Here is a 23,854-nt window from a genome sequence, read left to right on the forward strand (position 1 = left end):
CTGCTCCCGAGGATGCGAGCCCCATGAGCGACTCCGCCGCACCACCACTTCGCTGGCGTGCCGAACTGTCCGGCCGGGACTGGAAGGCGTTCTCCGCCGCCTGGCTCGGCTATGCCATGGACGGCTTCGACTTCGTCCTGATCACCCTGGTCCTGACCGAGATAGCGAAGGACTTCCACCTCTCCACCGTCACGGCCGCCACCCTGGTCTCGGCCGCGTTCGTGTCCCGCTGGTTCGGCGGCCTGGCCCTCGGGGCGCTCGGCGACCGGTTCGGCCGCCGGCCCGCGATGGTGCTGAGCATCGCGCTGTACGCGGTCGGCTCGGTGCTCTGCGGCTTCTCCTGGGACTACTGGTCGCTCTTCGCCTTCCGGATGGTGGTCGGCCTCGGCATGGCCGGCGAGTACACCGCGAGCGCCACGTACATCATCGAGAGCTGGCCCGACCGGCTGCGCAACACCGCCAGCGGCATGCTGCTGTCCGGCTACCCGCTGGGCGGCGTGCTCGCGGCCAAGACCTACTCCTGGGTGGTGCCGCACAGCAGCTGGCGGGTGCTGTTCTGGATCGGTGTGGTGCCGGTGATCCTGGCGATCTACCTGCGCCGCCGGCTGCCGGAGGCCGACCAGTGGCAGAAGGCGCGCGAGGCGGGCGAGAAACCCGTCAGCGCGACCACGATGCTCTTCGCCGGGCGGCGCAAGAACTGGAACCTGCCGGTGTCCGTGGTGGCGGCGGTCGCCGTGCTGCTGGTGCTGCGCAACCAGTCGATGGCCGTCACCCTGCTGCTGATCGCGCTGATCGTGGCCTGCTTCGTGGCGCTGACCATACAGTTCGCCGGGCGGCTGTGGCCGGTGGTGGTGGCGCTGATGGTCACGGTGTTCTTCGCGTTCCTGTACTCCTGGCCGCTCCAGTCGCTGCTGCCGACTTACCTCAAGACCAACCTGCACTACGACGCCGGCCAGGTCTCGGACGCGCTGCTGTACGCCGGGTGCGGATACGCCGTGGGCACGGTGCTGGTCGGCTATCTCGGCGACCGGTTCGGCACCCGGCAGGCGTACATCGCGATGCTGCTGGCCTCACTGGTCTTCGCCTATCCGGTCTTCGCGCTCGGCTCCGGCCACACCACCACCATGTGGGTGCTGCTGTTCCTGCTGGTGGGCACCGGGTCGGGCGCCTCGGGTGTGCTGCCGGCCTACGTCTCCGCCTACTACCCGCTGCGGATCCGCGGCGCCGCGCTCGGCTTCAGCTACAACGTCGGCGCGCTCGGCGGCGCCGCCGCGCCGGTGCTCGGCGCCAAACTCGCCAAGCCGCTGAGCCTGGGCGCCTCCATCGGGGTGCTCGGCTTCGCGTTCACCGCCGTGGTCGTGCTGCTGGTCGGCTTCGACCTGCCCGGCCGGATGCAGAAGTTGGCGGACCGGCGGAACCCCGAACCCGGTGATGCCGTGCCTGTCGAACAACCCCAACAACCCGGACAACCCCCGACAAGCGAAACGAGTGAGAAGGTCTGATGTTCCACGGAGTCGTCCCTCCCCTGTGCACCCCGCTGACCGAGGACGGGGAGGTGGACACCGCCTCGCTGGAGCGCCTCACCGCCTTCCAGCTCGACGCGGGCGTGCACGGCCTGTTCGTCGGCGGCTCCACCGGGGAGATCGCCCAACTGACCGACGCCGCGCGGGACACCGCGCTGCGTACGGTCGTCCGCACCGCCGCCGGCCAGGTGCCCGTACTGGCCGGCGCGATCGACACCGGCACCCTGCGGGTGCTGGAGCACGCCAGGCGCGCCCAGGCGCTGGGCGCCGACGCGGTGGTGGTCACCGCGCCGTTCTACGTGGGCGTCGGCGAGCAGGAGGTGCGGGCCCACTACGAGTTGCTGCACGCGGCACTCGAACTGCCGGTCGTCGCCTACGACATCCCCTCCAACGTCGGCTACAAGCTGCCGCCGGGGCTGGTCGCCGAGCTGGCCCAGGCGAAGGTGATCGCCGCCGTCAAGGACTCCTCCGGTGACCTGGAGGGCTTCCGGCGGGTGCTCGACGGCACGGCCGGCAGCGGGGCTGGCTGCCTGACCGGGTCGGAGACGCTGGCGGACCTGGCGATGGCCAGCGGCGCCGACGGCATCGTGCCGGGCCTCGGCAACGTCGATCCGCACGGCTACGTCCGGCTCTACGAGGCCGCGCGCACCGGGGACTTCGAGGCGGCCAGGGCCGAACAGCGGCGGCTGGCCGAGCTGTTCGAGATCACCACGATCGCCGATCCGCGGCGGATCGGCCGGATCTCCGGCGCGCTCGGCGCGTTCAAGGCCGCGATGGTCGCCAGAGGGGTGATCAGCCACCCCTACACGCAGGCGCCGCTGCTGCCGCTGACCGGGGACGAGGCGCGGGCCGTCGCCGAACGGGTGTCGTCGGCCGGACTCGGGCAGGTGCACTGACGGGACGCCCTGAGGGGCCGCGCCCCGGCCCCCGATCCTCGCACCCGCCGGGCGCCCGGGTCCGCAGACGTTCAGCTGTTCCGGTCTTCCGCTCTTCCCATCTGTTCCGCAAACAGGAGGTCGCCATCATGCCGTTCACGCGACGCGCGCTGGTCGTACTGCCGCTGGCCACCGGGGCGCTGGCCTGGTCCGGCCTGGCCGGCCGGGCCGCCGCAGCCGACACGGGCGCAGGTACCGGCGCCGGCGCCGGAGGTCCGGCCGCCGAGCCGGAGTCCGTGCCGTTCGCCGCGGGCGCCGGCGGCTACGCCGTCTACCGGGTGCCGGCCGTGCTGAGCACCGCCACCGGCACGCTGGTGGCCTTCGCCGAGGCCCGCGCGAGCACCTCGGACACCGGCACCATCGTGGTGGTCGCCAGGCGCTCGGTGGACGGCGGGCGCAGTTGGGGGCCGCTGGCGGTGGTCAGCGGCGACGGCAGCGACACCCGGGGCAACCCGTGCCCGGTGCTCGACCGGCGCTCCGGCGCGATCGTCCTGCTGACCTGCTCCAACGCGGCCGACGCCACCGAGGAGCAGATCATGTCGGGCGAGCTGCCCGCGGCCGACGGGCGCCGGGTGTGGGTGCAGCACAGCACCGACGACGGCCGGAGCTTCGGCAAGCCGGCCGAGATCACCGCCGAGGCCAAGCGGCCGGACTGGCGCTGGTACGCGACCGGCCCCGGCCATGCCGTCCAGCTCGCCTCCGGCCCGTACCGCGGCCGGCTCGTGGTGCCGGCCAACCACTCGGCGGCGCCGCCGGCCGGCTCGTCCGACACCGGCACCGAGGACAGGTACTACGGCGGCCACTGCCTGCTCAGCGACGACGGCGGCCACAGCTGGCGGATCGGCTTCACCGATGACGACCCCGACGGGGTGGTCAACGCCAACGAGACCAGTTGCGCCCAACTGCCCGACGGCACGCTGTACTTCAACGCCCGCGACCAGAACGGCAGCGCACCGGGCGTGCGGGTGGACGCCCGCAGCGCGGACGGCGGCCGGACGCTGCTGCGCCCCTACGGCCCCCAAGTCGAGCTGGCCGGACCGGTGGTGCAGGGCAGCGTGCTGCAACCGGCCCTCGGGCCGCTGCTGTTCTCCGGCCCGGCCGACCCCGGCGCCCGCGCGGTGATGACGGTGCGGGCCAGTGCGGACGGCGGCCACACCTGGAAGGCGGTCCGCACCCTGTCCCAACTGCCAGCCGCCTACAGCGACCTGGTGCAGATCGACCACGCCGAGGTGGGCCTGCTCTACGAGACGGGCACCGAGACGTCCTACGACCGGATCGCGTTCGCCCGGCTGCCGCTCCGCGAGCTGCTGCCGTGACACCCGTTCGCCGTCGGATCAGCCGGTGGCGGCGGCCACCGAAAGCGCCGCCGCGGTGAAGGCGTCGGCGAGCTCGGAGGTCCGGTCGGCCGGACGGGCCAGCGCCACCTGGTCGGGCGGCAGATCGACCACCGGCAGGTAGCTGACGTCCGGGCGGCTGTGCAGCAGCGCGGCCGACCTCGGCAGGTAGCAGATACCGCGGCCGGCCGCCACGTACTCCAGCTTCTCCTCCACCGTACGGACCGCGGAGACCGGGCGGGCCGCCCCCGGTTCGGGCTGTACGCACAGGTGCAGGATCTCGGTCTGCCGGGCCAGGTCCGCGCTGGTCAGCTCGGTGCGGGCGGCCAGCGGATGGCCGGCCGGCAGCGCGGCCATCCGCGGTTCGCCGTACAGCGGGGTGAGCGCGAGGCCGGACTCGACCACCGGCAGCCGTACGTAGGCCAGGTCGACCCGGCCGTCGAGCACCGCCTCCGCCTGGTCGTCCCAGTCCACCCGGCGGGCCTCGACGGTGGCGCCGGGGTGCGCGGCGGCGAAGGCCCTGGCCGCCTCGGTGACCCGGATGCCGGTCCTGAAGCCGACCACGAGGGTGCGCGGGGCCTGGGTGGCCCGGGCCACCCGCCGCCTCGCCGCGTCGGCGGCGGCCAGCAGCGGCCTGGCGTCGTCCAGCAACCGCCGTCCGGCCTCGGTGAGTTCGACCCGGCGGCTGTCGCGGACGAACAGCTCGGTGTGCAGCTCCCGTTCCAGCGCCCGGATCTGCCGGCTGAGCGCGGGCTGCGCGATGAGCAGCTCCTCGGCGGCCCGGCTGAAGTGCAGCCGCTCGGCGACCGCGACGAAGTAGCGCACCTTGCGCAGGTCCAGATCCATGCCGCCGGCCGCCTCCTGTCCGCTTCGCGCCGTGCTGTCCGCCGCCCGCCGCGCCGCGGCCCCCTGGTCCGCGGCCCCGGCCATGCGCCGAGGGTATCGCCGGCGCCGGAACGGGTCTTGGACGCCGGCCGGGACCGCCGCGCAGACTCGGTCGTGCCCGCCGTCGGAGCGGCCCCGGGCCCCGCCCGGACCCCATGAGCAGCAAGGAACGACATGAGCGCAGCACCGTATCCGGTCGTCACCGAGACCGCCGCCGTCCCGGTCGGCGGCGGCACGATGGCCGCCCATCTGGTCCGACCGGCGGCGCCGGGACCGTGGCCCGCGGTGATCGTCGGCTTCGAGATGTTCGGCGTCACGGACTACATGCGCCGGACGGCCGCCCGGATCGCCGCGCTCGGATACCTGGCGGTGGTGCCGGACTTCTACCACCGCACCTCCCCCGGTTTCGAGGGCGTCGCCGACGAGGCCGGGCGGGCCGCCGGGCTCGCGCTGCTGCGCCGGCTGGAGCGCGCCGAGGTGCGCGCCGATCTCCGGGCGGTGCTCGACCACCTGGCCGGGCGCGCGGACACCACCGGCCGAGTCGGCATGGTCGGCCTCAGCCTCGGCGGCCATCTGGCGTACTTCGCCGCGACCCAGGTGGAGCTGGCCGCGACCGCGGTGGTCTACCCGGGCTGGCTCGACGTCACCGGCACCGCGCTCGGCAGCCCCGATCCGGTGCTCTCCCTCACCCCCGACATGGCCGGGCACGGCGGCCGGCTGCTCTACCTGATCGGCGCCGACGACCACGTGGTGACCGCCGATCAGAGCCGGCTGACCGAGCGGGCGCTGACCGCCGCCGGCATCCGGCACGAGGTCGTGGTCTATCCCGACACCCCGCACGGCTTCCTCGCCGACGAGCGCGACACCTACCGGCAGGAGCAGGCCGAGGACGCCTGGCGGCGGATCGCGGGCCTGCTCGGAGCCGAGCTGGCGCCCGTCGATCCGGCCGGGAACGTGGCCGAAAACCCCGGTAAGGCTACCCTTACGTGACTGGTCGGTGAACTGCCGGGGAATTGTGAATTCCCGGCCTCGGCCTCGGTACGCCGGTGCGCCGCGGGGTGCTTAGCATGAGCCGCACCCCGATCCGCCGCACCGACACTGGAGGTCAGGTGTGACCGCCGAACCTGACGGCACCGCCCCGCCGCCCTCGCGCTCCCGCCGCCCCAGGATGTGGCAGGCGGCCGTCGCCGGGCTCGCCGCGGCCGGCGCGATCACCGCGGCCGTACTGGCCACCGGCGGGGGCGCCGGCTCGGCGCCGGCCGCAACGTCCGGCGCCGCACCTGCCGCCGACGGCCTGCCGCACACCGCGGTCGACGTCTCGCCGAGCGGCTGCGGCCACGGCTGGAGCAAGCCGCACGCCGGCAGCCAGGTCTTCGACCTGCACAACTCGGCGGGCAGCGCCACCGAGGTCTATCTGACCGACCCGCACAGCGGGAAGGTCTACGGCGAGGTGGAGGGCCTGGCGCCCGGCATCACCCGGCCGATGCGGATCGACCTCGGCGGCGGATCGTACGCCTTCAAGTGCCTCCAGGAGGACACCGACGCGGTGACCGGTCCGACCGTCGTGGTCCCCGGCAAGCAGCCGCAGGGCCCGGCGGCGGTGCCGGTCACCCAGCACGACCTGATCCCGCCGACGCTGGCCTACCAGAAGTGGGTCGGTGACCGGATATCCGACCTGGCCCGCGGCACCGCCGCCCTGAAGGCGGACATCGACCGCGGCGACCTGAAGGCGGCCCGCGCGGACTGGCTGTCCGCGCACCTGGTCTACGAGCGGATGGGCGCCGCGTACGGCACTTTCGGTGACGCCGACGGCGCGATCAACGGCACGGTGGGGCTCGACCCCGACGCTGTCAACGACCCGGACTTCACCGGTTTCCACCGCATCGAGTACGGCCTGTGGCACGGCCGGCCGGCCTCCGCGCTGCGCGGTCCGGCCGCCACCCTGGTCAGCGATGTGAAGGCGCTGGGGGCCAGTTGGGCCGACCAGCGGATGGACCCGGCCGACATGGGCCTGCGGGCGCACGAGATCGTGGAGAACACCGAGCAGTTCGAACTCACCGGCCGCACCGACTACGGCAGCGGTACGAACCTGGCGACCGCCCGCGCCAACCTGGACGGCAGCCGCGAGCTACTGAGGCGGCTGCACGCGCTGCTCGCCCCGCGCGACCCCGGGCTGCCCGCGCTCGACGCGACGCTGGACCGCACGCAGGCGGCGCTGGAGGCCGAGCACCACGGCAGCAGCTGGACCCCGCTGGACAAGCTGAGCCGCGGCTCGCGCGAGCGGATCAACGCCGACTTCGGCGAGCTGCTCGAACAACTCGCCCCGGTGGCGGCGATCTGTGATGTACGGAGGACGGTATGACGGACATCCACGAGCCGGCCGGTGCCCGCGTGCCGGCCGCCGACCAGGGGACCTGCCCCTACCGGCCGGCGTCCGCACCTCAGCCGGCCGGCGGCGACCTGCGGCGGCGCGGCTTCCTGCGCGGCGCGGCGGTGGGTGTCGGCGCGGTCGGCGCCGTGGCGGGCGGGGCGGCGGCACTGGCCGGCGGCTCGGCCTCGGCCGCGACACCGAGCCCGAGCCCGTCCAGGTCCGCCTCCGCGCGGGCCGACTTCCACGGCGCCCACCAGGCCGGCATCGTCCAGCCGGTGCAGCCCTCCAGCGTCTTCCTCTCCTTCGACGTGACCGCAGCCGACAAGCGCGAACTCACCGAGCTGCTGCGTACGGTGACCGAGCGGGCCCGCTTCCTGACCGGCGGCGGAAACCCGGCGCCGGTGGGCATCACCGACTCGCCGTCCGACAGCGGCACCCTGGGCCCGCGGGTACCCGGCGACGGCCTGACGGTGACCGCCGGGGTCGGCGGCTCGCTCTTCGACGACCGGTTCGGCCTGTCCGGCCGCCGGCCGCTGCGGCTTGGCACCATGCTGGCCTTCGATGACGACGACCTCGACCCGGCCTGGTGCCACGGCGACCTGAGCCTGCAACTCAGCGCCCCGCACCCGGACACGGTGCTGCACGCGCTGCGCGACATCGCCCGGCACACCCGCGGCGGCATGCAGGTGCGGTGGCGGATGGACGGCTTCACCAGCCCGCCGCGGCCGAGCGGCACGCCCCGCAACCACATGGGGTTCAAGGACGGCACCGCCAACCCGGACGTCGCCGATCCGGCCGTCGCCAAGCAGTTGCTGTGGGTGGACGGCGGCGGCGAGCCGGCCTGGACCACCGGCGGCTCGTACCAGGTGGTGCGGCTGATCCGGATGCTGGTGGAGTTCTGGGACCGGGTCTCGATCACCGAGCAGGAGCGGATGTTCGGCCGCAGCCGGGAGAGCGGCGCGCCGCTGGACGGGGCCGCGGAGTTCGACACGCCGAAGTTCGCGCAGGACCCGACCGGGGACGTCATCCCGCTGGACAGCCACATACGGATGGCCAACCCGCGCACCGCCAGGACCGACAACTCCCGCCTGCTGCGCCGCGGTTACAACTACGACCGGGGCATGGACGCCAACGGCAACCTGGACATGGGGCTGATCTTCGTCTGCTACCAGCAGGACCTGGCCCGGCAGTTCGCGGCGGTGCAGAAGCGGCTGAGCGGCGAGCCGCTGGTCGACTACATCACCCCGTTCGGCGGCGGCTACTTCTTCGCGCTGCCGGGCGTCCGGGACCGGTCCGACTGGCTGGGGCGCGCGCTGCTGGCCTGAACCGACCGGTTCGGAATCGCCGTAAGTAAAAGGCAGGTCAAGACTTGTCCTGGATTTACTGACTCGCTGTTCACCCGGCCGCCACCGCCCTGCCGTTGTCATGTCGCGGATCGACCGGAGCATCACGTTCGACACCGTGTACGACTCGACACCGTGCACGAACTGACGGCGGCACGAGTACAACGCCACTTAGCGGAGGCTGAGAACGTATGAGCACGACTAGCGGTACGGGCAGAGGAAGAGGGGCGGCAGCGCGAAAGCGCGCCGCGCGCTGGGGGGCGCTCGGCGGAGCGGCAGCGCTCGTACTGCTCGGCGTGACGGGGCCGGCCAGCGCCGACTCGCCCGACCACCACGGCGGCGGCAGCACGTCCACCAGCACGCCGATCAAGCACCTTGTGGTGATCTTCCAGGAGAACGTCTCCTTCGACCACTACTTCGCCAGCTACCCGGTGGCCGCCAACACCGACGGCACCAAGTTCACCGCCAGCCGGAACACCCCGAAGGTCAACAACCTCCGCAACTCCGGGCTGCTCAAGACCAACCCGAACCAGTACCCGCCCAAGCGGCTCTCCCCGGACCAGGCCGTCACCTGCGACCAGAACCACTCCTACGGCCCCGAGCAGTACGCGGCCGACGGTGGCAAGGCCGACGCCTACGTCCAGAACACCGACTCGGGCAAGTGCTCGGGCAACCTGTTCGGCGAGCCCGGCCTGGTGATGGACTACTACGACGGCAACACCGTCACCGCCTGGTGGAACTACGCCCAGCACTACTCGCTCGGCGACAACTCGTACAGCTCCACGTACGGCCCCTCCACCCCCGGCGCGCTGAACCTGGTCTCCGGCCAGACGCACGGCGTGATCTCGGTCGACCCCAAGACGGGCACCGAGCACCCCAAGCAGACGGCGACGCCCGACCCGTACACGGTCGTCTCGCCCGACGCCAAGGGCGTCGGCACGGTCACCAACGACCCCGACCCGGCCTACGACGACTGCTCGGACAACAGCCACACCAGCACCAACGCGCTCGCCTCCATGCAGGGCAAGAACGTCGGTGACCTGCTGAACTCCAAGAACGTCAGCTGGGGCTGGTTCCAGGGCGGCTTCCGGCCCTCCACCGCGTGGGACGGCAAGCAGGGCGACTACGCCAGCTGCGCCGGCAGCACGCACGCGAACGTGTCCGGCGCGGCCTCGGTCGACTACAGCCCGCACCACTCGCCGTTCCAGTACTACAAGTCCACGGCGAACCCGCACCACGTGGCGCCGAAGAACACCGCCGAGATCGGCCACAACGGCCAGGCGAACCACAACTACGACCTGACCGACTTCGACTCGGCGCTGAAGGCCGGCAACCTGCCCGCCGTCAGCTTCCTGAAGGCCGCCGAGTACCAGGACGGCCACGCCGCGTACTCCGACCCGACCGATGAGCAGAACTTCCTCGTCAAGGAGATCAACGCGCTGCAGAAGTCGTCGGAGTGGAAGGACACCGCGGTCGTCCTCGCCTACGACGACTCCGACGGCTGGTACGACCACGCCTACGCCACGCCGCAGAACGGCTCCAAGGACACCGCGGTCGGCTCCAACGGCAAGGCCGCCGACAGCCCCGCCTGCCAGGCCGGCCCCAAGGCGGCCGGCGGCTACTCCGACCGATGCGGCCCGGGCACCCGGCAGCCGCTGATGGTGATCTCGCCCTACAGCAAGACCAACTCGGTCGACCACACCCGCACCGAGCAGGCCTCGATCACCAAGTTCATCGAGGACAACTGGAAGACCGGCCGGGTCGGTGACGCGGCGTTCGACAGCCGCGCGGGATCGCTGACCAACGCGTTCGACTTCCGGCACCCGAACAACCAGCAGGTGCTGCTGAACACCGACGGCTCGGTGAAGTCGGTCAAGCCGATCGGCAAGACCACCCCGCCCAGCCACCCGGGCGGCCCCGGGCAGGGCAACGGCGGCACCAGCGGCGGCCACTCGTCCGGCGGCTCGTCCGGCGGCGGCTCGTCCTCCGGCGGCGGCCACGGCAACTCCCCGTCCACCCAGACCCTGGCCGAGACCGGCGGCTCCTCGCCGGTGCTGCCGCTGGGCATCACGGCCGGCGTCCTGCTGGTCGGCGGCGGCTCGCTCTACTACGCCCGCCGGCACCGCGGCGGTCGGACGATGACCAGCGCGTGATCGCTCGCGCTTGAACGTGTACTTGAACGTGTAGGGGCCCGTTGGGGCTTGTGGGGGCCGTCCCGGCGCTTGCCGGGGCGGCCCCTTCTTTGGTTGCGCGGGGCCGGGCGGTCGCGCCGCTCGGCGGGGGCGGGCCGGGGCGCCGGCCGGCGTGGCGGGCCGTCGTGCCGCTCGGCGGGGGCGGGCCGGAGCGCCGGCCGCCCGTTGGCTAGGGTCGGCGGATGACCGACTCCCCCGCCGCTGACGCGGCCGCCGCCGAAGCCGAGGGCCTGCCGCTCGCCGAGTTCGCCTTCCCCGGCCCGCTGCGCGACCAGCTGGTGGCCGCGATCCTCGACGGCAGCAAGACGTCCACGACCGGTGTGGAGGCCGACTACCTGCACGAGGACGAGCCGCTGCCTGTCGTGGGCGAGCGCAGAGCCGTCGTCGACTCGGCCGGCCGCCGAGTGGCGGTCATCGAGGTGACCGGCGTCCGCGTCGCCCCGCTGTCCGAGGTGGACCTGCGGCATGCGATCGACGAGGGCGAGGGCTATCGGACGGTCGCCGAGTGGCGAGCGGGCCACGAGTCCTACTGGCACAGCCAGGAGATGCGGGAGGCCCTGGACGACCCGCACTTCACGGTGACGGACACCACCCCCGTGGTCATGGAGCGGTTCCGCCTCGTCGCCACTCTCGGCTGACGGTCCGGGGCCGCGTTTCCGGCCCCAGGGGCGTCAGGGCGACGGGAGCAGCCAGTCGCGGAGGCGCGGGCTGAGCCGGACGGCGTGCGGCAGGCGTCCCAGTTCTGCCGCCTCGACCTGCACGCCCTGCCGGGCGAGGGTGGCGGCCAGGGCGGACCAGTGGGCCGAGGCCGCCTGCTCGGCGGTGCTGCCGTCGGGCGGCTCGTCCGGGCCGACGACCATGCGGGCGGTGCGCTCGACCTCCTCGGGCGAGAGGTGCGCGCGGATGTCCCGGCCGGACGAGGAGGTCCAGCCGCGGTCGTCGAGCAGCACCAGGCTCCGGCCGTCGGCGAGTTCGGCGTCGAGGCGGGCCGACACCGACAGCTGCCGGTCACTCGTCCCGGCCTCGTCCAGATCGGCGTACGTGACCAGCCGGGCCACGACAGCCGCGCGGCCGCGGCCGCGCACATGCCTTGAGAACCTGCGGGCGATGGCCATGATGGCTCCCATGCGTCCTTTCCGCTTCCTCGCCGACACCGGCGAACACCTCGACGGCCCGGGCCTGGCCGCCTTCGCGCGGCGCGCCGAGGCGATCGGCTACAGCGCGCTGATGATCCCCGATCATCTCAGCGCCCAGCACTACTCGCCGATCCCCTTCCTCACCGCCGTGGCCGCGGCCACCGAGAAGCTCCGGGTCGGCACCTTCGTCTTCAACGTGGGCCTGCGGCACCCCGCGGTACTGGCGATGGACCTCGCCACCGTCGACCGGCTGTCCGGCGGGCGCCTTGAGATCGGCCTCGGCGCGGGCTGGAACAAGCCCGAGCACGACGCGATCGGCATCCCGTTCGAGCCGGTCGGCACCCGGGTCGACAAGCTCACCGAGGCGGTGCGGGTCTTCAAGGGCTGCTTCGGCGAGGAGAAGTTCTCCTTCGACGGCAGCCACTACACGATCACCGACTACGACGCGCAGCCGAAGCCGGTCCAGCGCCCACACCCGCCGATCTTCATCGGCGGCGGCGGCCGCCGCCTCCTGACACTGGCCGGCCGCGAGGCCCAGATCATCGGCCTCGCCCCCCGGCTCACCAGGGACGCCCAGGGCCTGCCGTCCCTCGACACCCCGAGCATCACCCTGGCGGCCACCGAGGAGAAGATCCGCTGGGTCCGCGAGGCAGCCGGCGCCCGCTTCGCCGACCTCGAACTCAACACCTACCCGACCGGCGGCCCGATGGTCCTGACCACCGACACCAAGGCCGAGGCCCGCCGCCGCGCGGACCGCCTCCGCGAGCGCACCGGCGTGCAGCTGACCGTCGACGAGGTGATGGAGTCCCCCCACATCTTCATCGGCTCCGTCAAAGAACTGACCCAGAAGTTCAAGAACCTCCGCGCCCACCTCGGCATCAGCTCCTTCCTCCTGGACGACCTGGAAACCTTCGCCCCGATCGTCGAACAACTCTCCGGCACCTGACCCCGTATCAGCGCCCGGGCCGGCCCCGGGTGGGGCCGTACGGTGGATGGGGGCTCGGGGGTGCGGCGGGGCGCGGGGGGAAAGGTGGGGGGGTGGTTAGGGTCGGGGGATGGAGACGGCCGCTTATCTTCCCGCGCTGCGCCGCGAGCTCGGGGCTTTTCGGGCGTGTCTGGGTGGTGACCTCGACGCGCCCGTGGCGCACTGCGGGAGCTGGACGCTGCGGGAACTGGCCGAGCATGTGGGCGGGTCGAGCCGGCGGGCGGCCGTGGCGGTGACCGCGCGGCACCCCGGGTACAGGGCGCCGGCCGCGCCGCGGGAGGCGGCGGCGCTGCTGAGCTGGTTCGACGAGCAGGCCGCGGCGCTGCTCGCCGCGCTCGACACCGATCCGGGCACGCCCGCGTGGACCTTCCACCCGCCGCACACCGTCGGGTTCTGGCAGCGGCGGCGGGCCCTGGAGACCCTGGTGCACCGCTGGGACGCCGAGCACGCGCTCGGCGCGGCGGGTCCGCTCGATCCCGAGCTGGCCGCCGACGGGGTCGCCGAGGTGTTCGACACCATGGCGCCCCGGCAGATCGCGGTCGGGCGCGCCCGGCCGCCGCGGCAGGCGCTGCTGCTTGAGGCCACCGACACCGGGACCTCGTGGACCTACGGCCCGGGCGCGCCGGCCGCGGCCGTCACCGGGACCGCCGAGGAGCTGCTGCTGATGCTCTGGGGGCGGCTGCCGGGCACCGGCGGCGGGCTGGTCTGGAAGGGCGACCAGCAGGCGGGCCTCGCCGTCCTCGACGGACCGCTCGTCGCGTGACCCCCTCGCACCCGGCGCCCTGCACGACTGGCGGCCGCCCCCGGGCGATTTCCCGGAAACGGCAACAGAACTTGCCGCCGCCGCACCCCGCGCGCAGAGTCGGCCCATGACCAAGGACGACCACCCCGGCCAGGCCGCAGGCCACCCGCACGGACACGCGCACGGCCACCGGCACGACCACGGCCACAGCCACGACTTCCGCTTCGAGGACCGCGACTGGGCCGCCATGGCCGACGATCTGGAGCGCGGCGCCGCCGTCGAGTTCCCGTCGCTGCGGACGGCCGCCGGCTGGCTGCGCGACCTCCTCAGCGGGGGCGAAAGCGGCACGGACACCCCGCACCCCGTCCACCGCGCCCTGGACGTCGGCAGCGGCCCCGCCGTGGCCGGCCGCCTCCTCGCCGAGGTCTTCCCCGAGGCCGAGGTGGTCGCCGTGGACAGCTCCCCCGAACTCCTCGAACGCGCCCGCGAGCGCGCCGCGCAACAGGGCATCGACACCGCCCGGTTCACCACCCTGACCGCCGAACTCCCCGCCGGCTTCGACACCTTGGGCCGGGCCGACCTGATCTGGACCAGCCGCGCCCTGCACCACCTCGGCGACCAGCAGCACGCCCTGGACCGGCTGGCCGGAACGCTGAGCGACGGCGGGCTGCTCGCCGTCGCCGAGGGCGGCCTGCCGCCGCGCTTCCTGCCGCGGAACTTCCAGCCCGGCCGCCCCGGTTTCCAGGCCCGGCTGGACGCGCTCGTCGAGGACTGGTTCGTGCGGATGCGGGCGGAACTGCCGGAGGAGAACGAGACGGTGGAGGACTGGCCGGCGATGCTGGAGCGCGCCGGGCTCACCCCGAGCGGCTCCCGGACGTTCCTGACCGAGCACCAGGCCCCGCTGAACGAGCCGGCCCGCGACTACCTGCACACGTATCTGACCCGGATCGCCGACCGCTACGCCGACGGTCTGAACGAGGAGGACCTGCGCACGCTCAAGGCGTTGCTGGACGACGACGCCCCCACCGGCATCCGCCGGCGGCCGGACGCCTTCTACCTCAGTGCCACCACCGTGCACACCGCCCGCGCCCGCCGCACCTCCTGACACCTGAACGCCCGCGCCCCGGCAGCCCCTTCGCCGTGTTCACGATCTGAAGGGATCATGCCGGGGCGCGGGCGTCCCACTTGCGCGAACGCGTTACAGCCCCGGATTCGGCGTCCCCGCTTTGTCCCCAACTCTTGACATGCATGAAACACAGGGTGAAACATCACCGTGTCGGGAGAGCGCTCTCAGTCACCAACTGACCGGAGCGCGCCCGGATTTCACCGTTCACGCATCTCAACGTCCGGTTCCGCAGTACCGGGGTGCCGGACGACTCCCCACGACCCCCCACATGTGGAACCAGGAGAGTTGCCCATGCTCGCTCCCCCCACCGGTTCACCGGCGCTGAGAACCTCGGCACCAATGAGCCGGCGCAAGATCGCAGCGGTGGTCATCACGGCGCTGATCGCCTCTCTGCTCCTCTTCATACCGCTGCGCTCGGCGCACGCCGCCGACACCCTGCTCTCGCAGGGCAAGGCCGTCACCGCCTCGTCCACCGAGAACGCCGGCACCCCGGCCTCCGCGGCGGTCGACGGCAACGACGGCACCCGCTGGTCCAGTGCCGCCGCCGACCCGCAGTGGCTCCAGGTCGATCTCGGCTCCACCCAGAACATCACCTCGGTTGCGCTGAACTGGGAGACGGCATACGCCAAGGCGTTCAAGATCCAGACGTCCGCCGACGGCACGGCCTGGACGGACATCTACTCCACCACGACCGGTCCTGGCGGCAAGCAGACGCTTACCGTAAACGGTTCCGGGCGCTATGTCCGTATCTACACGACCCAGCGCGCGACCCAGTACGGCGTCTCGCTCTGGGAGTTCCAGGTCTTCGGCTCCACCGGTGGCAGCACGCCGCCGGCCGCCGGCACCCTGCTCTCGCAGGGCAAGACCTCTTCCGCGTCCTCGACCGAGAACGGCGGCACGCCCGCCTCGGCCGCGTTCGACGGCAGCACCACCACCCGCTGGTCGAGCGCCGCGTCCGACCCGCAGTGGCTCCAGGTCGACCTGGGCGCCACTTCGACGATCAGCTCGGTGACGCTCAACTGGGAGGCGGCGTACGCCAAGTCCTTCAAGATCCAGACGTCGGACAACGGCACCACCTGGACCGACATCTACTCCACCACCGCCGGCACCGGCGGCAACCAGACCCTGGCGGTCTCCGGCAGCGGCCGGTACGTCCGGATGTACGGCACCGCCCGTGCCACCGGATACGGCTACTCGCTCTGGGAGTTCCAGGTCTTCGGCAACGGCGGGGGCGGCACCACCACGCCGCCGCCCACCGACCCCGGCGGTCCGATCCAGGGCGGCGGCGACCTCGGCCCCAACGTCAAGGTCTTCGACCCGTCAACCGCCAACATCCAGGGCCAGTTGGACTCGATCTTCGCGCAGCAGGAGTCCAACCAGTTCGGTACCGCCCGCTACCAGGTGTTCTTCAAGCCGGGCACGTACAACAACATCAACGACCAGATCGGCTTCTACACCTCGGTCTCGGGCCTCGGCAAGAACCCGGACGACGTCCAGATCAACGGTGACATGACCGTGGACGCCGGCTGGTTCAACGGCAACGCCACCCAGAACTTCTGGCGTTCGGTGGAGAACATGGCCATCAAGCCGGTCAGCGGCACCGACCGGTGGGCCGTCGCGCAGGCCGCGCCGTTCCGCCGGATTCACGTCGAGGGCGGCCTGAACCTGGCGCCGAACGGCTACGGCTGGGCCAGTGGCGGCTACATCGCCGACAGCAAGATCGACGGCACCGTCGGCCCGTACTCGCAGCAGCAGTGGTACACCCGTGACAGCTCCATCGGCGGCTGGACCAACGGCGTGTGGAACATGGTGTTCTCGGGTGTCCAGGGCGCTCCGGCGCAGGGCTTCCCGAACCCGGTCTACACGACGCTGAACACCACGCCGGAGTCGCGGGACAAGCCGTACATGTACCTGGACGGCAACAACTACTCGGTGTTCGTGCCGAACCTGCGCACCAACGCCAGCGGAGTGGACTGGCCGAACACGCCGGGCACCTCCATCCCGCTGTCGCAGTTCTACGTGGCCCACCCCGGTGACACCGCCGCGCACATCAACGCGGCGCTCGCCCAGGGCCTCAACCTGGTCCTGACCCCGGGCATCTACCACGTGGACCAGCCGATCAACGTGACCCGCGCCAACACCGTGGTGCTGGGCCTGGGTTACGCCACGGTCATCCCGGACAACGGGGTGGACGCGGTGAAGGTCGCTGACGTGGACGGCGTCAAGCTGGCCGGCTTCCTGATCGACGCCGGTACCGGCAACTCGCCGCAGCTGCTCCAGGTCGGCGCGCCCGGCTCGTCCGCGAGCCACTCCGGCAACCCGACCACGATCCAGGACGTGTTCGCCCGGATCGGCGGCGCGGGCCCGGGTCAGGCGCAGACGGCGTTCGAGATCAACAGCAACGACGTGATCATCGACCACACGTGGCTGTGGCGCGCCGACCACGGCGCGGGCGCCGGCTGGACCACCAACCCATCGGACTACGGTCTGCGGGTGAACGGCAACAACGTGCTGGCCACCGGCCTCTTCGTGGAGCACTTCAAGAAGTACGACGTGGAGTGGTCCGGCCAGAACGGCAAGACGATCTTCTTCCAGAACGAGATCGCCTACGACCCGCCGAACCAGGCGGCGATCCAGAACGGCAACACCAGAGGGTTCGCGGCCTACAAGGTGGATGACAACGTCACCACGCACGAGGGCTGGGGACTCGGCAGCTACTGCAACTTCACCACCGATCCGTCGATCATCCAGGATCACGGGTTCGAGGCGCCCACAACGCCAGGAGTGAAGTTCCACGATCTGCTGGTGGTGTCGCTCGGCGGCATGGGCCAATACGCCCATGTCATCAACAACACCGGTCCCGGCACCTCGGGGACCGGCACGACGCCGTCGACTGTGACGTCGTACCCGTAACAACAGCGGTACCGCAGGTGAGTGACACGTAGTGCTCAGGAGGGGCCGTCGTCCTGCTACAGGGCGGCGGCCCTTCCGCGTTCCCGCGCCTCGCCGGGATCGGCGCGGGCGGCGCGGACACCCGGCACCGCCGCGGTGCCCAGGCAGGCGGCGGCGACCAGGGCGGAGCAGACGTAGAGCGGCGCGGCGGCGCCGAAGGAGTCGGCGGCGAGCGGGGCGACCGCGTACCCGACGGGCATCGCGGCCAGCGAGAGCAGCCAGTCGTAGGAGGTGACGCGGGCGAGCACCCCCGGTGGGACGGAGGCGTAGACGTACGTCTCCCAGACCGGTGTGAGGAAGCCGAGGGCGGCCAGCGCCAGGCCGTAGGAGGCCACGAGCAGCCAGCCGGGCGCGTCGGCGGCGAGCATCGCCAGCGGCAGCGCGTAACTGGCCAGTCCGATGTTGCCGGTGAGGATCGGGCGGCGCAGCCGGGCGCGGGAGGCGAGCAGCGACCCGAGCAGCAGCCCGACCGAGCCGGCTTCGAGGACCGCCACCCACAGTCCGTCGCCGCCGGACCTGCGGTGGACGACGAGCGGGCCGAGCGTGGCCAGCACCGCCGCCGTGCCGTTCCAGATCCCGTGTGCCACCAGGCTGGTCCAGTACCAGTCGCGGGAGCGCACCTCGCTCCAGCCCTGGACGAGGTCGGCGCGCATCGAGCGCTTGGGGATCGGCTCCCGCCGCACCCGGATCACCGCGAGCAGCGCGGCGCTCACGGCGAACGAGGCCGCGTCCAGGACGAAGGCCCAGCCGGGTCCCGCGGTGAAGATCAGCGCGCCCGCGACGGCCGGGCCGGCCAGCCGGGTGGCGCTGGTCGCCGAGGCGCTCAGCGCGTTGGCCCGCAGCAGCCCCTCGGCCCCCACGGTGCCGCGGATCAGCGTCGCCGTGGTCGGCATCGCGAAGGCCGAGGCGGTGCCGCCGATCGCCTCGGCGATCGCGATGTGCGCCAACCGCGGTGTCCCGCTGACGAGTTCGAGCCCGACCAGGAGCTGCGCGGCGCAGCGCACGAGGTCGGTGGTCAGCGCGATCCTGCGGGCGTCCATCCGGTCGGCGAGTACGCCGCCGAGCGGAAGCAGCAGCAGGCGCGGCACCATCGCGCAGCCGAGCACCAGGGCGAGCGCGCCGGCCGAGCCGGTGGCACGGCTGATCGCGATGGCCAGGGCGGCGGGTACGACGGCGTCGCCGAGGGCGGACAGGGTGCGGCCGGTGAAGAGCAGGCGGAAGGCGGGGAGCCGGAGCGGGTGGGTCACGTCCCGCAGAGTATTTCGACGCCGAATAGTTCGTCAACGAATAATTCCATGCCGACAGAACGTCGGGATCCGGCATAGGATTCGGCCATGACTTCCGCGCGGGACTGGACCGACGGCCACGTCGAGCGCTGGGCGCCGGTGCTGAAGGGGCTCGACCCCGACATCGAGGGCGCGGTCACCCGGGCCAAGGCGCTCACCGACCACCTGCGCCGGGTCCGGGAGCGCTCGCTGAGCGACTTCGGGCTGCACAAGCACGAGCACGACACCCTGCACACGCTCGCCGGCCGGGGCGGCCGGGCCGCGCCGTCCGATCTCGCCGCCGACCTGAAGATGGCGCCCGCCTCGATCAGCGGGCGCCTCGACGGCCTGGAGCGGCGCGGGTTCGTCCGGCGTACCCATTCCGCCGAGGACCGCCGCCGGGTGGACGTGGAGCTGACCGACGAGGGCCATGCCGCCTGGCTCGGCGCCCTGGACGTCGTCGGCCACGAGGAGTACCGGCTGCTGGGCATCCTGAGCGCCACCGAGCGCCGCACCCTGTCGGACCTGCTGCGCCGGGTCATGATCGTCGCGGAGCGCGAGTAGCTCCGTCCGTCTGTTTCGTCGCGGTTCGCGAGCAGCGCAGGACGTCAGTGCGCCCCGTGCGGCCCGCCGACGATCTGCGGCCGGTCTGACGGGACAAGGCCGACGGCGAGCACGGCCGCCACGCCCGCCGCCACCGCGGCCACCACGAAGGCGCGCCCGAACCCGCCGGGCACGCCCGCCTCGATCCCGCCGGCGGCCACCGTGGACACCACGGCCACCCCGACAGAACCGCCCACCTCGTGGAAGGTGTTGACCACCGCCGAGGCGAGCCCCGACTCCCCCGGTTCGACCATCGCCATCGCCATCGTCACGGCGGTGACCAGCACCGCGCCCAGGCCGAACGCGGCCACCGCCAGGCAGGGCATCAGCACCGAGTAGACCCCGGTGCCGCCGTCGAGGCCGCCGAGCGGGGCGATCCCGGCCGCCGCGACCGCCATCCCGGCGACCGCGGTGGTCCGGCCGCCGAGGTGGCCGAGCAGCCGGCTCGCGAGGTGCGCGCCGATCCCGGTGCCGATGGCGACCGGCAGGAAGACCAGACCGGTGCGCACCGCGCTGAAGCCCCGCACGTGCTGGAGGTAGACCGAGCCGAGGAAGAACGCCGAGATCAGCAGCGCGGTGGCGACCAGCATCAGCAGCGCGCCGCCCAGCACCGGCCGCCGGGTCAGCATCGTCACGTCCATCAGCGGGGCCCGGCCGGCCCGCTCCACCACCGCGAAGCCGGCGTAGCAGAGCGCCGCGCCGGCCAGCGGCAGCAGGGTGGCGGGGGCGCCCCAGCCCGCGTCGCCTGCCTTGACCAGGCCGTAGATCAGCCCGGCGGTGCCGGCCGTGACGAGCAGCGCGCCGGGTATGTCAAGCGGGGCCGGCCGCCGCGGCCCGGCCGGCACCAGCCGGGGCAGCAGCGCCAGGATCAGCACGCCTACCGGCACGTTGACGTAGAAGATCCAGCTCCAGCCGGGCCCGCTGGTGAGCGCGCCGCCGAGCAGCACGCCGACGGCGGAGCCGGTGCCGCCGATGCCCGCCCACACGCCGAGCGCCTTGGCCCGCTCCGGGCCGTGGAAGGTGGTGGTGACCAGCGCGAGCGCGGACGGTGAGAGCAGCGCGGCGCCGACGCCCTGTGCCATCCGGGCGCCGAGCAGGACGCCCGCACCGCCGGCCAGCGCCGCGGTCAGCGAGGCCGCGGTGAAGACGGTGAGGCCGGTCAGCAGGGTGCGGCGGGCGCCGAACGTGTCGGCGAGCCGGCCGCCGAGCAGCATCAGGCCGCCGAAGCACAGCGTGTAGGAGGTGACCACCCAGGTCAGGGTGGCGCGGTCGAGGTGGAGGTCGGCCGCGATGTCGGGCAGCGCGACGTTCACCACCGTGACGTCCAGGATCAGCATGAACTGGCCGAGGCAGAGCAGCGTGAGCACCACCCAGCGGCGCCGGTCGGCGGCCGGGCGGCCGTGGTCGTGTTCCGGCGCGTGCGGGGCGCCGAGGGCGGAGTGGGACATGGCAGATCGCATCCTCGAGAGTCGGAGGGGCCTTGGTCGGAGGCTCTTACTGAACTGAACTGTACGGAACAGTACAGGTGAACTCAACGGTTCAGTTCAGTTCGGCGTAGACTCCAGGCCATGAGCACGACGCACCGGACGGACCATGCGGCAGGCACACCAGGTGGGAACAGCCGGAAGGACTCCGGCGGGGACCCGGCGAAGCGGCCGCCGGCCGGTCCGCGCGCCGAGCGCAAGCGGCGGGCGATCGTCGAGGCGGCCCGCGCGGTCTTCCTGGCGGACGGCTTCGACGCCGGCATGGACCTGATCGCCGCCCGGGCCGGCGTCTCGAAGGTGACCGTCTACAACCACTTCGGCAGCAAGCAGGCGCTGTTCATCGAGGTGATCAAGGACTCGATCGACGCGCCGCTCGGCGACGCGCTGGGCGGCCCGGCCGGCCTCCTGGCCGACGGCGAGGACCTGCGGACGGCGTTCGTCAGCACCGCCCGCGCCTGGGTGGACAACCTGCGCAACAACCCCGAGATGCTCGCGATGCGCAACCTGGTGGCCCGCGAGGCACACCGCTTCCCCGAGCTGCACGACGCCTGGCAGCACGGCGGCGGCCCGCTGCTGCACCACCCGGCGGTCGGCGCCGCGCTGGAGCGGCTGGCCGCGGCCGGCCGGCTCGACATCCCCGACACCGAGCTCGCGGTGCTGCAGTTCTACTCGCTGCTGGTCTTCCCGCACCTGGTGTTCAGCACGTACGGCGCCGAGATCGACGACGAGACCGCGGACCGGATGACGACCGGCGGCGTCGACATGTTCCTGTCCTACTACGCCCCCGGGCCGCGTCCGTTCAGGCAGGCTTCCGGGCCTCGATGAGGTAGCGGGCGGAGTGCGCGACGAACGGGCCGCGCTCCTGGATCAGCTCGTGCAGCGCCAGCAGCCGGTCGCGGTGGGCGGCCACGGTGAAGCCGGGCACCATCCAGATCACCTTGCGCAGGAAGTAGACCACCGCGCCGATGTCGAGGAACTCGATCCGCAGCGACTCGGCGCGCAGATCGGCCACTTCGAGCCCGGCCGCCCGCGCCCCCGCCCTGGCCAGGTCCGGGTGCCGCCCCTTGCGGCTCTCCTCGGGCAGCGGGCCGAGGAAGAACTCCACCAGTTCGAAGACGCTGGCCGGGCCGACGTGCTGGGCGAAGTACGTACCGCCGGGCCGCAACACCCGGGCGATCTCTTGCCACCACACCGTCACCGGATGGCGGCTGCTCACCAGGTCGAACGCCTCGTCGGCGAAGGGCAGCGGCGGCTCGTCGGCGTCCGCGACCACCACCGCGCCCCTGGGGTGCAGCAGCGCGGTGGCCTTGGCCACGTTCGGCGGCCAGGACTCGGTGACGGCCATCAGCGGGGGCAGCTCCGGCACCCCGGCGACGACCTCGCCGCCGCCGGTCTGGATGTCCAGGGCCGCCGAGGCGCGGGCCAGCCGCTCGCCCAGCGCGCGCTGGTAGCCCCAGGAGGGCCGCTGCTCGGTGGCCCGCCCGTCCAGCCAGGAGAAGTCCCAGCCGTCCACGGACACCGCGTCGGCCTCGGCCACCAGATCCTCGAAGGTGCGTCCCGTGCGTCCCATGCCTGCATGATCGTCACCCGACCGGGCCCGGATCAAGGCGTTTTCCCGCGCCCGGGCGTCAGGAGCCCGGGCGTCAGGAGCCCTTCACGAGCCCGGGCCCCAAGGCGCCGCCCGTCACCTCCCGGTCGTGTACGCCTGCACGATCGGCCGCCACGGCGGGTCGAACCGCGGCAGCGTCGAGCCGACCGCCCACGCCGACGGGCCGCCGGGGTGCGGATGCGGCACCGCGGCCACCCCGAACAGCGAGGCGCCGGCGCCCGCCGGGTCGGTGGCGGCGGGTTCCGGAAGCCAGCGGCCGCCGTCCCAGCGCATCGTGTACGCCGGGGTGGCCGCGCCCTGCCGCTCCCCGAGGGCGATCAGGACGTGCCGGCCGTAGGCGGTGACCGCGTGCAGGTCGACCGGCACGTCGGGCACCGCGACCGCGGACCAGGTACGGCCGTTCCAGTGCAGCGCCAGCGGCCGCGGCGTGCCGTCCGGCGTGCTGGACACGCCCACCGCCCACACGTCGTCAGGGGCGAGGACGGCGACGCTCTCCAGCGACTCGCCGCGCCCCGCGGTGTGCGGCGCGGGCACGATCCGCCAGCTCCGGCCGTCCCAGCGCTCGGTCAGCGGGCGCCCGGCGCCCTGCGCGTCGTAGACGGTGCCGACCGCCCAGACCGTGCCGCGCCCGTCCGCGGCGGCGTCGAGCAGCAGCGCGTCGCCGCCGGGCTCCGGGGTGGCGACCGACGACCAGGCGCGGCCGTTCCAGTGGTAGGCCAGCGGCTTGGGCGTGCCGATCCGGTCCTGCGCGGTGGTGCCGACCGCCCATACGTCGTCGCGCCGGACTCCGGCGAGCGCCGAGGGGTAGGCGGAGCGGTCGGCGGGCTCGGCCGGCAGCGCGACCTCCCGCCAGGCCCGGCCGTCCCAGTGCTCGGCCAGCGAGCGGTCCTGATGGGCCGGCTGGTCGTTCCAACTGCCCACCGCCCACACGTCGGTGCGCCGCAGCGGGAGTACGTCGTCGAGCTGGCCGATCCGGGTGCCGCCCGCCAGGTGGCCGAGCCCGGCGGTGGCGTGCCAGCCGAAGCCGTCGAAGTGCTCGGCGACCGGCACGTCGAGACCGGAGGGCTCCTCGCGGTAGCCGGCCGACCAGGCGTCCCCCGGGCCGCGGGCGGCCACCGCGCGCAGTTCCTCGTCACGCCGCGGGCCCGCCGCCTGCCGGCTCTGCCAACCGGGCGGGTGCGCGGCGGACTTGCCCGCCGTGCCGCCGGCGCCGGCCGGTGCGGCCCCGGTCAGTGCGGTGACCGCGGTGGCCGCCGCGAGCAGCGCGACGGCGAGCGCGCCGCCGCGCCCGCCGCGCCGCACCCGGCGCCGTCCGTCGCGGCCGTACGCCGGTCCCTGCCCTCGCCCGTCCATGCGTGCCGCCTCCGCC

The 23,854-nt window shown here is 73.1% G+C and carries 20 protein-coding genes; 14 read left to right on the forward strand and 6 right to left on the reverse strand.

Annotated elements, in window-relative coordinates; genetic code table 11:
- Positions 1-23: 23 nt before the first annotated feature.
- The 3 genes from ACQPW6_RS03420 to ACQPW6_RS03430 all read left to right on the forward strand — a co-directional run bounded on the left by ACQPW6_RS03420 (position 24) and on the right by ACQPW6_RS03430 (position 3,774).
- Positions 24-1,502, forward strand: a complete 1,479-nt coding sequence (locus ACQPW6_RS03420; RefSeq protein WP_433888021.1) for a sialate:H+ symport family MFS transporter — start codon at positions 24-26, stop codon at positions 1,500-1,502.
- Positions 1,502-2,419: a dihydrodipicolinate synthase family protein gene (locus ACQPW6_RS03425; protein WP_433888022.1), complete on the forward strand. Its 918-nt coding sequence runs from the start codon at positions 1,502-1,504 to the stop codon at positions 2,417-2,419. Before ACQPW6_RS03420 ends, ACQPW6_RS03425 begins: the two co-directional genes overlap by 1 nt.
- A gap of 128 nt (positions 2,420-2,547) precedes the next feature.
- Complete coding sequence (locus ACQPW6_RS03430) at positions 2,548-3,774, forward strand: sialidase family protein (protein WP_433888023.1); 1,227 nt, start codon at positions 2,548-2,550, stop codon at positions 3,772-3,774.
- Positions 3,775-3,792: 18 nt separating this feature from the next.
- Here the strand turns inward: ACQPW6_RS03430 and ACQPW6_RS03435 are convergent, their stop codons facing one another.
- On the reverse strand, positions 3,793-4,722 hold the full coding sequence (locus tag ACQPW6_RS03435; protein ID WP_433888024.1) for a LysR family transcriptional regulator: 930 nt from the start codon (positions 4,720-4,722) through the stop codon (positions 3,793-3,795).
- Positions 4,723-4,851: 129 nt separating this feature from the next.
- On the opposite strand from ACQPW6_RS03435, the gene ACQPW6_RS03440 reads away from it, so the two are divergent.
- The 5 genes from ACQPW6_RS03440 to ACQPW6_RS03460 all read left to right on the forward strand — a co-directional run bounded on the left by ACQPW6_RS03440 (position 4,852) and on the right by ACQPW6_RS03460 (position 11,221).
- Positions 4,852-5,667, forward strand: a complete 816-nt coding sequence (locus tag ACQPW6_RS03440; RefSeq protein WP_433888025.1) for a dienelactone hydrolase family protein — start codon at positions 4,852-4,854, stop codon at positions 5,665-5,667.
- 178 nt (positions 5,668-5,845) lie between these two features.
- A complete protein-coding gene (locus tag ACQPW6_RS03445; RefSeq protein WP_433894405.1) occupies positions 5,846-7,039 on the forward strand; it encodes an EfeM/EfeO family lipoprotein in 1,194 nt (397 codons plus the stop codon).
- A complete protein-coding gene (gene efeB, locus ACQPW6_RS03450) occupies positions 7,036-8,373 on the forward strand; it encodes an iron uptake transporter deferrochelatase/peroxidase subunit (protein ID WP_433888026.1) in 1,338 nt (445 codons plus the stop codon). The genes ACQPW6_RS03445 and efeB overlap by 4 nt, the downstream gene beginning before the upstream one ends.
- A 209-nt stretch (positions 8,374-8,582) precedes the next feature.
- Positions 8,583-10,544 (forward strand): alkaline phosphatase family protein, encoded by a 1,962-nt coding sequence (locus tag ACQPW6_RS03455; RefSeq protein WP_433888027.1) that lies wholly within the window; start codon positions 8,583-8,585, stop codon positions 10,542-10,544.
- A 221-nt stretch (positions 10,545-10,765) separates the two neighbouring features.
- The gene (locus ACQPW6_RS03460) at positions 10,766-11,221 is read left to right on the forward strand and encodes an ASCH domain-containing protein (protein ID WP_433888028.1); all 456 of its coding nucleotides are present in this window, start codon (positions 10,766-10,768) and stop codon (positions 11,219-11,221) included.
- Positions 11,222-11,254: 33 nt separating this feature from the next.
- Here the strand turns inward: ACQPW6_RS03460 and ACQPW6_RS03465 are convergent, their stop codons facing one another.
- Positions 11,255-11,710, reverse strand: coding sequence for a hypothetical protein (locus ACQPW6_RS03465; protein ID WP_433888029.1), 456 nt, complete (start codon positions 11,708-11,710; stop codon positions 11,255-11,257).
- Here ACQPW6_RS03465 and ACQPW6_RS03470 point away from each other — a divergent pair.
- The 4 genes from ACQPW6_RS03470 (at position 11,709) to ACQPW6_RS03485 (ending at position 17,485) form a co-directional block, all read left to right on the forward strand.
- The gene (locus tag ACQPW6_RS03470) at positions 11,709-12,665 is read left to right on the forward strand and encodes a TIGR03621 family F420-dependent LLM class oxidoreductase (RefSeq protein ID WP_433888030.1); all 957 of its coding nucleotides are present in this window, start codon (positions 11,709-11,711) and stop codon (positions 12,663-12,665) included. The two genes, ACQPW6_RS03465 and ACQPW6_RS03470, sit on opposite strands and share 2 nt — an antisense overlap.
- 109 nt (positions 12,666-12,774) lie before the next feature.
- Complete coding sequence (locus ACQPW6_RS03475; RefSeq protein ID WP_433888031.1) at positions 12,775-13,467, forward strand: maleylpyruvate isomerase family mycothiol-dependent enzyme; 693 nt, start codon at positions 12,775-12,777, stop codon at positions 13,465-13,467.
- 106 nt (positions 13,468-13,573) lie between these two features.
- Positions 13,574-14,551, forward strand: a complete 978-nt coding sequence (locus tag ACQPW6_RS03480) for a class I SAM-dependent methyltransferase (protein ID WP_433888032.1) — start codon at positions 13,574-13,576, stop codon at positions 14,549-14,551.
- A gap of 360 nt (positions 14,552-14,911) precedes the next feature.
- Complete coding sequence (locus tag ACQPW6_RS03485) at positions 14,912-17,485, forward strand: discoidin domain-containing protein (protein ID WP_433888033.1); 2,574 nt, start codon at positions 14,912-14,914, stop codon at positions 17,483-17,485.
- Between the two features lie 56 nt (positions 17,486-17,541).
- Here the strand turns inward: ACQPW6_RS03485 and ACQPW6_RS03490 are convergent, their stop codons facing one another.
- Positions 17,542-18,771 carry an MFS transporter gene (locus ACQPW6_RS03490; protein ID WP_433888034.1) on the reverse strand — a complete coding sequence of 410 codons (1,230 nt, stop codon included), beginning with the start codon at positions 18,769-18,771 and terminating at the stop codon, positions 17,542-17,544.
- Between the two features lie 87 nt (positions 18,772-18,858).
- On the opposite strand from ACQPW6_RS03490, the gene ACQPW6_RS03495 reads away from it, so the two are divergent.
- The gene (locus ACQPW6_RS03495) at positions 18,859-19,353 is read left to right on the forward strand and encodes a MarR family winged helix-turn-helix transcriptional regulator (protein ID WP_433888035.1); all 495 of its coding nucleotides are present in this window, start codon (positions 18,859-18,861) and stop codon (positions 19,351-19,353) included.
- Between the two features lie 44 nt (positions 19,354-19,397).
- On the opposite strand, the gene ACQPW6_RS03500 is transcribed toward ACQPW6_RS03495, so the two are convergent.
- Positions 19,398-20,840 (reverse strand): MFS transporter, encoded by a 1,443-nt coding sequence (locus ACQPW6_RS03500; RefSeq protein WP_433888036.1) that lies wholly within the window; start codon positions 20,838-20,840, stop codon positions 19,398-19,400.
- A gap of 120 nt (positions 20,841-20,960) precedes the next feature.
- Here ACQPW6_RS03500 and ACQPW6_RS03505 point away from each other — a divergent pair, with 120 nt between their 5' ends.
- Entirely contained in the window at positions 20,961-21,701 is a 741-nt protein-coding gene (locus tag ACQPW6_RS03505) for a TetR/AcrR family transcriptional regulator (RefSeq protein WP_433888037.1), read from the forward strand.
- Here ACQPW6_RS03505 and ACQPW6_RS03510 read toward each other — a convergent pair.
- Both ACQPW6_RS03510 and ACQPW6_RS03515 read right to left on the reverse strand, forming a co-directional pair.
- The gene (locus ACQPW6_RS03510; RefSeq protein WP_433888038.1) at positions 21,676-22,446 is read right to left on the reverse strand and encodes a class I SAM-dependent methyltransferase; all 771 of its coding nucleotides are present in this window, start codon (positions 22,444-22,446) and stop codon (positions 21,676-21,678) included. The two genes, ACQPW6_RS03505 and ACQPW6_RS03510, sit on opposite strands and share 26 nt — an antisense overlap.
- A 114-nt stretch (positions 22,447-22,560) precedes the next feature.
- On the reverse strand, positions 22,561-23,838 hold the full coding sequence (locus ACQPW6_RS03515) for a hypothetical protein (RefSeq protein WP_433888039.1): 1,278 nt from the start codon (positions 23,836-23,838) through the stop codon (positions 22,561-22,563).
- Positions 23,839-23,854: the final 16 nt, after the last annotated feature.

It is taken from the genome of Streptomyces sp. CA-111067 (assembly GCF_050956065.1).
Classification (GTDB): domain Bacteria; phylum Actinomycetota; class Actinomycetes; order Streptomycetales; family Streptomycetaceae; genus Actinacidiphila.